The sequence below is a fragment of the Fictibacillus sp. NPDC058756 genome (genome assembly GCF_042746035.1).
Classification (GTDB): Bacteria; Bacillota; Bacilli; order Bacillales; family Fictibacillaceae; genus Fictibacillus.
Window position 1 is genome coordinate 2,618,687 of record NZ_JBHYPU010000001.1, and the last position, 13,099, is coordinate 2,631,785.

Genomic DNA, 13,099 nt, shown 5'->3' on the forward strand with positions numbered 1-13,099 from the left:
TACTAATCTTGTATTCGTAGGCTACGTCATTTTGAAGTAGTCTACACCTACATATACATTATCTTAAAAATATAAACCTACACTACACTAATCCTTTAATTTAGTCATGACTTATTATTATAGGTAAATAAACTTCTTTGTTATAATCTTATTTAAATTTAATATTTTCTACAAACATGTTATTAATTTTATAACTAATGACAGTAGAATGCTTGAGCCACTTATAAATCAGTTGATAGAAAACGTAGGAAAACCGAACGCCTTAGTTGTAGATGCAGGATATAAAACACCGCCGATTGACGTGACGAGGGCCATGTACAGTGTAATCCAGGTTTGTTTTTTCAAATATAATACTAAAAAGTAACACAAACCCCATTTTCAACAAAGTTGAAATGGGGTTTGTCTTGCATATAATTCAAGTGTTTTAGAATTACTGAATTTAGTGAGTTTTTTCTTTTACAAATTTCTCTGTATTTTTGAGTAACTTTTCAAGGAGTATGATGCCACCATCTTTATTAAGAGGGTCATTCCCTCTTTCACAACTAGATATATGAGTACAGTTTGGACATCCATTATTACAGGGACAAGCTTTTAATATTGCCAATGCTTTATCCATAATATCTATGAATCTCTTTTGTACGGCATCGACGATTCCCGCACCACCTCCGCCTGTTTCATATATCACAACTGTAGGGGAAAAAGAAAATTCTTTCATGTTAACAGATGATAAAAGCCCAAAGTCAGAGGTCGCACATTTAACAATTGTAGGAATGGCAGATGCTATTGCATGTTCTAGAACATGAATACTGCCCTCAGTTAAATCATCCGATTGATTTGACAGCTTTATCCACAATCCATTAGTTGTATATTTTACAGGGTACATATTGGATTCTTGTATATTTTCATTTATTTGACCACCAAATAAAGCAACTTTTTTAAAGCCCCATAACCGTCTGGTGATTTCAAATTTACCCAGTCCTAATTCTGCTTTTTGACTAATATCTTCTTTTTTATATTCGTCTATTAAACTAATAGTATCAGCAATCTGACTGCGTGTAGTGTAATCAAAACGCTGCTGAATAACTTGAATCTCGCATGTTTTAGAATTAATACGGTGAACCTTGTATGTCTTGTCTTCATATAAAAAGACAGCTCCATAATGATAATCTCTTAAAAGAGAACGTTCATCTACACCATTAAAAATGGTTTCGCTTTTATGCCCTGTTTTCAAAACGACTTTATACACTTTTCCACTGTTTAGGAGATAGTTATATTTTAGTTTTTCTTTAGATTGTAATTTCCATTTTGGTTCTTCAACTTTCCAAATTTCATTAAACTCTTCCATTTTTCTAACTGCAGAAACTCTAAAAAAGCTTTGTGGCAAACTCAGTGATCCGTTTTGCTCGAATGCCGCATATTTTAGATGTTCAGATATAATGTTTGAGTTCTCAACATCAATAGTGACATGCTCGGCTTCTCTCTCAATAAACTCTTTTGGATTTGTTGCATAATATTGTTCCAAAGGATCTTCTTGAAAAATTTGTATAACGAGACCAGGTCCCTTTCTACCGACTCTTCCTGCTTGTTGTAAGAAACTAGCCTTACTGCCTCCGTAGCCTACCATGATACATAAGCTTAAATCTCCGATATCAATACCCATCTCTAAAGCAGATGTACTTACAAGCCCAACTAGTTCATCTTGCTTTAAACGGTTCATTAGCTGATGTTTTTTCATTGTTGTCAATTGTGCGTGAAAGGGAGTGAACAATTCACTTGGGAGATTTTCACCTAATCCCTTTTCTTGATATCGTGATCTGATGGCTCGGTTCAAATCAAAACTAGCAGTAGATGTAGCTCTTCTGTTTCCATAAAACATTAAAGTTTTAGGCAAAATGTTAAATTCATCTACAATATTTTTTAGTATTTCAATAGCTTCCGATATAGGTGCACGTCTTGTACGGTCATGTGTCTGAGTTTCAAGCAGACCAGGATTCCACAACAGGATCTCCCTTTTATTTGTAGGGCTTCCATCATGATTAATCAAAGAGAAACCTTTAATCCCTTTTAATCCAGTGATTTCTTCTGATAATTCTTTAGGATTTCCAATTGATGCGGAGCATGTGATGAACTGAATGTTGGTATTACCAAACTTTCTGCACAGCATACGAAGTCTCCTAATGACCATTGAGACTTTAGATCCTAACACGCCATTGTACGCATGAAGTTCATCCAATACTACATACTTTAAATTAGTGAAAAATTTATAACACTGTTTCCCCCGCTTTGGATAATGGTAAGGTCCTTGTAAAAGCAGGTGTAGATAATGGACGTTCGTCATCCAATATCTCGCATTTTCATAAGTTAACTCTTTAGCGGAATCGCCTTCCCCACCTTCAAGAACACCAGCGCAAATCTCCTTACCACCAATATTAATTTTTTTAAATCCATGCAGTGGCCTATCATCGTTTAATACCTCATTCCATTGGTCTAAACCTTTTAATTGGTCATGAGTCAATGCTTTTAAAGGAGAAAGGTATAAGACTGTAGAATCCTCAGCCTCTAATAACTTTTCTAAAACAGGCAGTGTAAAAATTAAAGACTTCCCAGAAGCTGTACCTGTTTCAATAACTACATTTTTCCCATCTCGAATTTCATTGATTGCATCAGCTTGATGAGAGTAGAGTTCCTTAATCCCCATTTCTCTTAATCGAGAGTAAATGATATCAGGCAAAGGTTTTTTCAACTCTCCATAAATGGCTGTTCTTTCAGGAAAGCTGTAATGCTCCACTCCGGAGCCATTTTTCCTCCCAGTTTCCATTAATTTCTGAAGTACATCATCAATTGGAAACTCAGAAGGATTCCATGTTTCTATTCTATTATCTTTTAATAATTCCAATTCATCTCTACTTAATAAATCAGGAATAACATGATTGTTACATTCAGTACAATATAATCCATCTGCTTGGCTTTCATTTAGTTCATGAACCCACTCTTTTTTATGAAGACCATTTGTAGCTTGGACAATTTTTCGTCTATATGAAGTAGCTTTAAACTGCCTACTAATCTGATAAAAGTATGTAGTAGGTTTATTAGATACTATACAAACTGGACATATTAGCGGCAAAGTTTCTCCTCCTCTAATTGAGTTATTTCCGTTTTTAGGGACAGAAGCAGTTCCTTCGCACCTGTTTTAAATAAATTATCATTGTCTTTTCCTGGATACTGAACGCAAGAAGGACAACCTTCATTACAAGAACAGTTATTTAGTAAATTTAAAGCACTATCAATAATTCTATTAAAGTGATCTGCTATAGCTAGAGAAGTACCCATACCTCCGGATTGATTACCGTAAAATCCAATGACTGGTTTATAATCGAATCCGCTCATTGATAAACTAGAAAAACTAGCGATATCTTTTCCGTCACAAATTATAGTATCCGGTATGATCGAAACCATAACATGCTCTGCCGCTCGGATTGAACCTTCCAATTTATCAGGATATTTACTTTTAAGTTTTTCAATTATTACTTCAGAAAAAGTAATCCACACACCTTCTGACTCAAAAGCTGAAGTCAATGGTATTTCCAAGTTTTCTTTCTCTTGTTGACGTGATGAAAAATAAATCTTGTTATATCCAAATACATTCCTGCGGATATCCAGAGAACCCGTTGCTAAAAATAAATCATCACCAATGGTGGTTTGTTGTTTTTGATCAGAAATGTTAATTGTATCTTTGTAAATAGATTGAGTGTAATATTCAAGTTCCCCAGAAACAGGAGCAGCAATAATTTCATGTTTCTTTCTATTTACAGAGTCCACCTTGTAAGCTTTCTCATTTGCGGTCCAATAAATAGCACCATTATGAAAATCTCTAAAAGCAGTCCATTCATCAATTCCATCTATCACTATTTCACGATTTCGAGTAGATAATACTGTATAAAAAACGGAAGAAACTGATCGTAGACTGCAACGATTTTCAATATCTACATCATCTAATTCTGATACTATTTTATCAGCATCACTTTTATCCCCAATAAACCATTCAATGTCCTCATCATTTAATTTTCGAGATAGTTCTGTTTGTAAATAAGCTAGATGCAGTTTCAATAATTGCTTATTTTGAGGATCAATCCTTACAACCTCAGGTGGCTTTTCTAAAAATAGTTTCGGGTTGTTCATATAATATTGCTGTAATGGCTCGTCTTCAAAAATCATGACCGCAACACCTTCTCCACTTCTACCAACACGACCAATCTGTTGAGAAAAAGCTGCCTTACTACCTGGATATCCAATTAGAAGTGCAAAGCTTAATTCCCCAATATCGATTCCAACTTCAAGAGCGTTCGTAGAAAGAACGATATGAACATCACTTTTTTTAATAGATTCAATTACTGCTTTCCTTTCTTCAACACTCAGCATCCCATTATAAAAAGCAGTTAAAGTCAAACCCTTTAATCGTTCTTTAGGCAAACGTAACACTTTACGTAAGATATCTTTCATATACTTAGCAGTAACCTTACCTTGTAATCTAGAACCCTGAAAAACTATTGATCTTATTACCCTTTTATCTTGTACTAAGACATCCTCAGTAATTGCCAATGCATCAGTTATTGGTGCTTTCCTAGACCCAGTACCTAAATTTTCTCCAGGATTCCAAAATACTATGTTTCTTTCATTTTGTTTTGAACCATCGTTATCAATAACTTGAAATCCTTTTAAACCAGTTAAGTCTTCAGCAACTAAATCCGGCCGGTCAATCGTAGCTGAACAAAGAATGAATTGTATTTTATCGTTTCCTAGTTCTTCGCATACCTTCCTCAGCCTTCTTAAAACCATCGAAACATGAGTCCCAAAGGCTCCACGATATAAGTGCATTTCATCAATGACTATAAATCTTAAATTTTTGAAAAAGTCATGTATGTTATGGTATTGTCTTCCTTGATCTGCAAATTGTTTTAATAACGAATGATGTATCATATCTGGATTTGTAAACAGAATTCGACCATCCTCTAAAAGTCTTTTCCTTGAAGCGAGCTGAGTATCTCCATCATATCTACCATAATGAATATTGGTTGCACCTAACTTAATACCCCTTTCAAACCATTCATCATACTCAAAGTTATCTTCAGATTCTATTTGTTCAGTCCACTTAAAAAGCTGTTCTACTTGATCATCAGCCAACGCTTTTGTCGGAAAGAGATAAAGTGCTGTAGCATTTGGATTTTCGAGTAATCCATGAAGAACAGGTAAGTTATAAGACATAGTTTTTCCTGATGCTGTTTGAGTAACTAAGACAACATTATTTTTCTTTCGAACTGCATTGTATGTATCTGCTTGATGAGTATATAACTCCTTAATATTCATGCGTTGCAGCGAATTGTACAACTCCATAGGTAGATCTTCGTTTAGTTCACCGTACTTTGGAGAACGCTGAGGTATAGTGTGAACAAATATCTCAGAACGTTCTTTCTCACTAAGACCTTTTAATCTTTCTGTAATTGCTGAAGAATTAAAATCTTGTGATGATACACCTGGTATTCTTTTATCTGTAAGTACCTCTGCTTCCTTTACATCTAACTCAATAGGATAAGTACAGAGCTCACAATAAACACCATCAGCTAACGGTTTAAGCCAAACCATAGATTCATCTATCTTTTTCCAATCATTATGCTCTAAAGCTGCACCGACTCTATATTCAACAGTTCTATATTCCCCAACAGGTGTTACACGTTGACTTTTTTGAATTCCTTTTAACATAGAACCACATGCACATTTTAGAAATGCCATTTAATAACCTCCATTTCAATAATCAACTGTAATTACATTTTTCCTTATTCCACAACCGATATTGTACAAAAATTTATTCTCTTATAAATATTACCAGTTATAGCACACTAAAAAAAGGATACAATTCCCATTACAATGAAAGTAGTTAAATAATCTCCTTAATTTACAGATAACTTTTATAGAGGCATTAAATTTTTAACAATGGAAATACAATAACTTTCAATTATATTATTCATTCCTGTTATACTTTAGATAAGCCTAATAAATTATTAAAAGGAGCACTTTTCCTATGACAATCGCAGCTTATTCAAGATTTAATCAATTTAAAAACTTAATTCAATCATTGCCCTCTCTAGATGAAGAACTTTTGCAGGATAATCAATTTTTATTGGAGGCAAATGGCAGCAGAAAACTAGAAATATATTACGCTCCTTTTGAATATATAAATGAACGTGCTAAAGTTGTAATAGTAGGCATCACCCCTGGATTACACCAAATGAAAAAATCTTTTTCAACCGTATTAGATGCAAAGAACCAAACACCAAACGATGAAGAAATTCTTCGCCAAGTTAAGAACAATTCCAGCTTTGAAGGAACGATGAGAAAAAATCTCGTCCAAATGTTAGACGAGCTTGGTTTACACGAGTACTTAGATTTGTCTACTTCGATGGAGCTATTTAAAGAAGCTAGTCATTTAGTTCACACAACCTCAGTAATTACTTATCCTGTTTTCTACAATGGGAAAAACTTTAGTGGAACAACGCCTAACATCTTGAAAAACGATATCTTGAAACATTATGTTACAGAATGTTTTGCTGTTGAAATGGCTGCCTTAGATAACCCGCTTATAATTCCACTAGGTGTAAATGTATCTAATGTATTAAATTATTTGGCAGAAAAACAGTTGCTAAATTCATCAAATATTTTGTCAGGATTCCCACATCCTTCAGGAGGTAATGGGCATCGCCATAAGCAATTTGCTGAGAATAAAGACGTAATGAAAGAAATGCTTCGTAATTATTTTCAAAAAGAAATTATTTCTGGTTAACAAATCCCTTTAAAAATCCGCCTCTTGTTAGTTTTAGAAGCGGATTTTTTCTATATAGATTTTTTAAATCTATCTTTTTACTCTATCCAACCACTCACTAATATGTACTCTCAACAGCTCCTCCTGCTCAATTTGCAAATTATGCCCCGCAGTATCCAATACGGAAAACGTAGCTCTCGGATATTTATCAAGTATGTCAAACACATCTTTATTGCCTGTAATATGGTCTTGCCTTCCCGCCAGGAACACACATGGCTTCGGAAACACTTCTAGGTCGATCTTGAATTTGAATCCATAGGCTCCTGAAATTTTTTCTAAGAATGCTGGATCTGCTATCTTCATTCCGGCCACGACTTCTTCGTTGTACCTTTTCCACGTGTATTCATTTAACTTCACATGAATTCCTTTGAAGTCTTCTCTTTCTTCTTCTGATAAAGTTGCGAGGAATTCTTGATCGACTTGTATGTTGACATGCTCTGGCAGTGTTCTTTCGTTTTTATCCGGAATGATCATCGGACAGATAAACGCTGCACCCATTACACGCTCAGGCATTTTCGCAATGACTCCTCTTGTGATGTATCCGCCATATGATTCTCCTGCGATCAAGAATGACTCGTTCGGCAATATCCTTTCAATGAATTGAATAACAGCCTCCAGCATCTCATCAGAGTTCTGAATCGATTCATAGTCTTTCGTTTGCCCCATTCCTGGCAGGTCGATATAGATGCGCCTGTATCCATCCCTTTCTTGAAAGATCGGTTCCATGCATCCTTTCATCAGGCGATGATCTGGTGAGAATCCGTGGATCAAGAGGATCGGTGTTCCTGATCCGATTTCTTTATAATAGATATTCGCTTTTTCTACTTTACAATAAGACATGGTTACCACTCCTTTTTACTTCGGTAACTCCATTCTGTAAAACCATTATTGAATCCTGCTCTTTTGTGAATTGTGGTACTATATAACAAACATAGCAATGAGGGGCGTTAACGGTGAAAGACTATTTTATCCGATTCATATTTAGCATTATGATTATGATCATCATATATGGGGTCTTCTACGTGTTCGGTTTGCACGGTGAGTCTTGGGCTGCTTTTATTATCCTGCCTATAGGGATTGCCGTTGGTCATGGTTCTCTCTATTTTTATAAAACGATTAAGGAAACAAAACAAAAACAGTTAAGATAGAACAGAAAAAGAGCCAGATCAAGTTGATCTAGGCTCTTTTTTGTATGTCTTCTATTTCGGATTCAATGACGTAAGTTCGAATTCTGGCTTTTGCTTATCTTGCTCAGAGATTGGTTTCTCACTGAGCACGTATCGTGGTACTGGCAAATCTAAAGGCTTCGTAGTTAGCTGTTCATGGTTAGTGATTGTAAGCATAACTCATCCCTCCTTACCAGGTTTTACTTTCACTATACCCGGAATTATTATAGTATGAAACTTTTTTTGACAAAAACAGTCAATTGGTCCCGATGATTTGTCTTTAATATGACGAAAGGAGTAGAATACATAATATGAAAACGGTATGGCTTTTGCCTACCTTATTTTGAAGGGAATGAATGGTATGAGATTTGGTGTGATTGGAACGAACTGGATTACTGAAAGTTTTATTACTGCAGCAAAAGAAGTTGAGGGTTTTAGGTTATCAGCGGTCTACTCCCGTACGGAAGAGAAAGCGAAAGAATTTGCGGATAGGAATGGTGCTGGACATACGTTTACTGATATAGAAGAAATGGCAGCGAGCGATGTGATCGACGCGGTTTACATTGCCAGCCCTAACTCGTTTCATGCTGAACAAGCCATCACGTTGATGAACCAAGGCAAACATGTCATTTGTGAAAAGCCAATCGCTTCGAACGTGAAGGAACTCGAGAGCATGATTGCGGCTGCAAAAGAAAATAAGGTCCTATTGATGGAAGCGATGCGGTCTACGGTAACGCCGAACTTTAAGAGCATTCAGGAGAACTTACATAAGATCGGCCCTGTCCGCCGTTATTTTGCGAGCTCGTGTCAGTACTCTTCCCGCTATGACAAGTACAAAGAAGGAACGGTGCTGAACGCGTTCAATCCTAAGTTTTCAAACGGATCGATGATGGACATCGGCATCTACTGTTTGTACCCGATGGTCGTTCTTTTCGGAAAGCCTGATTCCGTAAAAGCGAACGGACTTCTCTTAGAGTCTGGTGTCGATGGTGAAGGCAGCATCCTCTTGAACTATGGAGACAAAGACGCGGTCGTGATGTACTCGAAGATCTCGAACTCGTACGTTCCGTCAGAGATCCAAGGCGAGAACGGGAGCATCCTGATTGACCATATCCAAGACATGTCGAAAATCGAAATCCGTTATAAAGACGGTACAACAGAAGATATCACGTTAGAGCAAGACAAGCCGAAGATGTATTATGAAGCAAAAGAATTCATGGACCTTGTGATAAATGGTGAGCTGGAGTCGAAGGTGAATTCGCATGCGAACTCACTCGCTGTGATGGAGATCATGGATGAGGCTCGGAATCAGATTGGACTGGTTTTCCCTGCGGATAAACGCAATTAATCATAAAACACTGTACAAAGTGCTTAGCCGACCATATATTTATTTGGTCGGTTTTTTTATACCCTTTTTCCATGAAAGCACCCGATCGTTGAAACTGGTGTTAAAACTTCCACAATAGCAATCCACAGTATAAAAACAAAGTTAATTAGTTCACTTCAACTACAAATGTGTAGGACACTTCCCCATTTGGCCATTTTGCTAATACCTCATAGATGTACCGACCTTTACTTGACGAAACAGATAATTGATTGTTTCTTAAGGTGACTTCTTTATCTCTACCGTTTTCATTCCATTGGTAAACGGAAATCTTAGGATTATCGTCAATTTCAATATTAATGTTAGTGTTAGGTTCTACCCCAATAGCTTTGTAATTTTCACCTATTTGGGATGGAGATGCAGCATCCGTTTGTAAAACTTCAGTTTCCGCTCCCTTTTTTCTCTCCCATTAATAATTTCCCGCTTCCATTTCATACTCTTTCCACTGTACATTAATCAATCCCGTCATAGAAGGAGGTAAATCATCTTTGTTTTCTTCCACTTGATTTTCCCCAATCGTACAGGCTGTTAGCCAAAGTGAAGAAATTACGATAGCAAGTAAAATTTTTTTTATTTTCAATTCATAACCTCCTTTTAAGATTTGACTTTATTTTCTCTAATAAATTTCATATCTTATTCCTGCTCAATTGCTTAATACCAACTATTAAATTTTTTAAAATTAACTCAATAAATAATTCCATTAAAAAAGATGCATTCCTTGTTCTAGAAATGCACCTTTCGTGGAAATACTCTTTTTTTATTTGGTGTAACAATTCAGGTTTATATCAAACAGATCCTTATAACGTTTTTAAAAACCGGTCAATTCGACGCATAGCTTCTTCGAGTTTTTGAACAGAGGTTGCATAGGAACAGCGGACATGCCCCTCTCCGCTCTCACCGAAAACACTACCGGGAACAACAGCAACCTGCTCTTTCATCAGGAGCTGTTCTGCAAACTCTTCAGATGACAGTCCAGTCTTTTCTATCGAGGGAAATACATAAAAAGCACCGCCTGGGACATGGCACGATAAGCCCATCTCCTCTAAAGCATGAACGACCAAACTTCGGCGTTGTCGATAGCTTTCCTTCATTTTTACAACATCCTTCTGTCCGTTAACAAGTGCTTCTAGAGCTGCATGCTGAGCCATAGTAGGGGCGCACATCATCGTATACTGATGTATTTTCAGCATAGCCTGCAAAATATCTTTAGGACCACAGGCAAACCCTAATCGCCAACCGGTCATGGCAAATGCTTTTGAAAATCCAGAAATTAAAATCGTTCGGTCCCGCATATTTCTCACAGCAGGAAAACTTGTATACGGTTCATCGTACGTTAGTTCCGCGTAAATTTCATCTGAAATAACGAGCAGGTCATGCTTCTCCACTACTTCCGCTATTCTTTCCAAATCTCCCTTGGACAACACCGTTCCTGTTGGATTATTCGGACTGCATAACATAATGACTTTGGTCTTTTCAGTTACTGCAGCTTCTATTTGTTCAGGCTGCAGCTTGAATTCATCACGGTTATACGTATTTACCGGAACAGGGACTCCGCCTGCGAGCGTTACGGTTGGTGCGTAGGACACAAAGCTTGGCTCAACGACAATGACTTCCTCTCCGGGGTTCACAACCGCTCGCAAAGCCAGATCAATAGCCTGTGAAGCACCGACTGTAACCACCATTTCTTCTTCCGCACTGTACGTAACACCAAATCGCCTTTTCATATATCGAGAAATCTCTTTCCTCAGCTCTATCAGTCCGGCATTGGCTGTATAAGCAGTATAACCCTGTTCCAACGAGTGATAACTTGCTTCTATCACGTTCCAAGGTGTAACGAAATCTGGCTCACCGACTCCAAGGGAAATGACGTTTTCCATAGAGGAAGCAAGATCAAAAAAACGGCGGATACCTGATGGTTGAATGGATTGCACGGTATTTGATAAATATTTTGAAGTTGGCTCTGTGATCATGGCGACACCACAATTCGTTTATCCTCATCATTATCACTAAAAACAAGACCGTCATGCTTATATTTTTTTAAAATGAAATGAGTAGTTGTCGATATGACCGAATCTATTGTTGAGAGTTTTTCAGATACAAAACGTCCGACTTCTGCCATCGTTTTTCCTTCTATTGATACAGACAAATCGTAAACGCCGGACATAAGATATACAGCTTTAACCTCAGGGAAACGGTAGATCCGCTCGGCAACTTTATCAAAGCCGACACCTCGCTTTGGAGTGACCTTCACATCAATCATTGCAGTTACAGCCCCTTCTTCGGTACCTTTCGTCCAGTCAATTATGGCAGAATAGCCTAGTATAACTTTTTCTTTTTCGAGCTTTTCTAGGATTTGCTTTGTTTCATCCACTGGTATACCCATTAACCTTGCGATAGTTGCAGTTTCAAGTCGTCCGTTTTTTTCAATTAGGTGCAGTAGTTCGCGTTCTTTAGAATCCAAATCAATCACTCGCTTTTAGTAGAATATGCTGACCATTATAACAAACCCTCTGACTTAAGCCACTCAAATCTTATTTTTTAGATACTAATTACAGAAACGCACCAGGTTGTTGAAGTTGGAGAAGTATTCTATGGAGTGTTAAAATTACTTATCCTTTTTTCGAAGTAAACTAGGAAGTATTAGCAAGGATGTTTGTTTTAAAAGTAGTAATACTGACCATCCTAAAAATATAATATCTAATTCTACTTGTGTTGGCTTTTATACAATATCAATCACAACCTACATAAGATTAGATATCAAAATTTAGAGGTGTTGGCAGTGAAGTGTACAAAAAATCAATATAAAGAGGCACTTTTAAAACGATTGAGTAATCATGAACAACCCGATTTCAAAATGGAAAGATTTCTTATTCGTCCTCTATGGAAACGATTAAACATCTAGCCCCTTCTCTACTACCAATAATAAAAAGCCCTAGATTATAGGGCTTTTTTCATTTCATAGATGTCAAAATGTTGTTAACCGTACTAAGAACAGGATCATTCTTAGATACTTTTACTTTGTTAATATCAAATTCAAAAGTTTTATTTTCAGCATAGTTACGTAATATTTGCTCTATATTGTTCTTTTGTGATCTTTCTTTTTTTTGAAGGTTTTCCTATTGTTTGCGGAGCTGTTTCAGATAGTGTTTTCATTGTTAATCCACACTCCTTTGTCTATATTTTATAGATCTTCATAATAATCCTCACCGATACATCCAGTCAGCATAAGAATGCCAATAAGCCATGCAGTTGCAAAATATTTATGTTTACTTAAGCTCCTCAACTCTTTAATCACCTCGTCAGACTATATTTCTATTCTCATTCTTTACGGTTAGGAAGGATATAAAATACGTAAGAATGGCTGTTAAGATACCTGCTCCAAACAGGATACTGCCAATAATCACAAAGTTATTTTTATAGGTGTCAGTAACTCGATAATAGAGTTCGGTATCAATAACACCCGCTTGATTATGACGCCAGGAATCACCCAGTGTAGTCCCAAAATAGTTACTTGAAAACATGAGAACTAACCCCGCTATGGCTAACAGAGATGAGATAATACTTAATTCTTTTATCTTTTTATCCAACGTTACCCCTCCAACGAGATTCTTTTTTACCAATCCTTTTTCTATATTCGTTAACATTTCCCTTAATTCAATAAAAAAGAGCACTTCT

The 13,099-nt window shown here is 36.6% G+C and carries 11 protein-coding genes; 3 read left to right on the plus strand and 8 right to left on the minus strand.

Translation table 11 applies throughout. From position 1 onward, the window contains the following. Nucleotides 1-439 precede the first annotated feature (439 nt). Both ACFW35_RS13375 and ACFW35_RS13380 read right to left on the minus strand, forming a co-directional pair. The gene (locus ACFW35_RS13375; RefSeq protein ID WP_379846373.1) at nt 440-3,124 is read right to left on the minus strand and encodes a DEAD/DEAH box helicase; all 2,685 of its coding nucleotides are present in this window, start codon (nt 3,122-3,124) and stop codon (nt 440-442) included. Next, nucleotides 3,115-5,787, minus strand: coding sequence for a DEAD/DEAH box helicase (locus tag ACFW35_RS13380; RefSeq protein WP_379846375.1), 2,673 nt, complete (start codon nt 5,785-5,787; stop codon nt 3,115-3,117). The genes ACFW35_RS13375 and ACFW35_RS13380 overlap by 10 nt, the downstream gene beginning before the upstream one ends. 289 nt (nt 5,788-6,076) lie before the next feature. On the opposite strand from ACFW35_RS13380, the gene ACFW35_RS13385 reads away from it, so the two are divergent. Continuing rightward, nucleotides 6,077-6,835, plus strand: a complete 759-nt coding sequence (locus tag ACFW35_RS13385; protein ID WP_379846377.1) for a hypothetical protein — start codon at nt 6,077-6,079, stop codon at nt 6,833-6,835. Between the two features lie 69 nt (nt 6,836-6,904). Here ACFW35_RS13385 and ACFW35_RS13390 read toward each other — a convergent pair whose 3' ends face one another. Next, a complete protein-coding gene (locus ACFW35_RS13390) occupies nt 6,905-7,714 on the minus strand; it encodes an alpha/beta fold hydrolase (protein ID WP_379846379.1) in 810 nt (269 codons plus the stop codon). Between the two features lie 113 nt (nt 7,715-7,827). On the opposite strand from ACFW35_RS13390, the gene ACFW35_RS13395 reads away from it, so the two are divergent. Beyond that, nucleotides 7,828-8,022: a hypothetical protein gene (locus ACFW35_RS13395; RefSeq protein WP_379846381.1), complete on the plus strand. Its 195-nt coding sequence runs from the start codon at nt 7,828-7,830 to the stop codon at nt 8,020-8,022. 51 nt (nt 8,023-8,073) lie between these two features. Here ACFW35_RS13395 and ACFW35_RS13400 read toward each other — a convergent pair whose 3' ends face one another. After that, nucleotides 8,074-8,217: a hypothetical protein gene (locus ACFW35_RS13400; protein WP_156774237.1), complete on the minus strand. Its 144-nt coding sequence runs from the start codon at nt 8,215-8,217 to the stop codon at nt 8,074-8,076. Between the two features lie 184 nt (nt 8,218-8,401). Between ACFW35_RS13400 and ACFW35_RS13405 the strand changes: the two genes are divergently transcribed. Beyond that, the gene (locus tag ACFW35_RS13405; RefSeq protein WP_379846383.1) at nt 8,402-9,388 is read left to right on the plus strand and encodes a Gfo/Idh/MocA family protein; all 987 of its coding nucleotides are present in this window, start codon (nt 8,402-8,404) and stop codon (nt 9,386-9,388) included. 445 nt (nt 9,389-9,833) lie between these two features. Here the strand turns inward: ACFW35_RS13405 and ACFW35_RS13410 are convergent, their stop codons facing one another. The 4 genes from ACFW35_RS13410 to ACFW35_RS13425 all read right to left on the minus strand — a co-directional run bounded on the left by ACFW35_RS13410 (nt 9,834) and on the right by ACFW35_RS13425 (nt 13,095). Then, nucleotides 9,834-10,004, minus strand: coding sequence for a hypothetical protein (locus ACFW35_RS13410; RefSeq protein WP_379846385.1), 171 nt, complete (start codon nt 10,002-10,004; stop codon nt 9,834-9,836). Nucleotides 10,005-10,221: 217 nt separating this feature from the next. Next, nucleotides 10,222-11,394, minus strand: a complete 1,173-nt coding sequence (locus tag ACFW35_RS13415; protein WP_379846387.1) for an aminotransferase — start codon at nt 11,392-11,394, stop codon at nt 10,222-10,224. After that, on the minus strand, nt 11,391-11,885 hold the full coding sequence (locus ACFW35_RS13420) for an Lrp/AsnC family transcriptional regulator (protein WP_379846388.1): 495 nt from the start codon (nt 11,883-11,885) through the stop codon (nt 11,391-11,393). Before ACFW35_RS13420 ends, ACFW35_RS13415 begins: the two co-directional genes overlap by 4 nt. Nucleotides 11,886-12,723: 838 nt before the next feature. Further along, nucleotides 12,724-13,095 carry a hypothetical protein gene (locus ACFW35_RS13425; RefSeq protein ID WP_379846390.1) on the minus strand — a complete coding sequence of 124 codons (372 nt, stop codon included), beginning with the start codon at nt 13,093-13,095 and terminating at the stop codon, nt 12,724-12,726. Between the last annotated feature and the right edge of the window lie 4 nt (nt 13,096-13,099).

What these genes read in the sequence shown, in the direction of transcription:
- ACFW35_RS13385 (WP_379846377.1), top strand. Translation starts at nt 6,077, where the DNA reads ATGACAATCGCAGCTTATTCAAGATTTAATCAATTTAAAAACTTAATT.
- ACFW35_RS13400 (WP_156774237.1), bottom strand. Translation starts at nt 8,217, where the DNA reads ATGCTTACAATCACTAACCATGAACAGCTAACTACGAAGCCTTTAGAT.
- ACFW35_RS13415 (WP_379846387.1), bottom strand. Translation starts at nt 11,394, where the DNA reads ATGATCACAGAGCCAACTTCAAAATATTTATCAAATACCGTGCAATCC.
- ACFW35_RS13405 (WP_379846383.1), top strand. Translation starts at nt 8,402, where the DNA reads ATGAGATTTGGTGTGATTGGAACGAACTGGATTACTGAAAGTTTTATT.
- ACFW35_RS13380 (WP_379846375.1), bottom strand. Translation starts at nt 5,787, where the DNA reads ATGGCATTTCTAAAATGTGCATGTGGTTCTATGTTAAAAGGAATTCAA.
- ACFW35_RS13390 (WP_379846379.1), bottom strand. Translation starts at nt 7,714, where the DNA reads ATGTCTTATTGTAAAGTAGAAAAAGCGAATATCTATTATAAAGAAATC.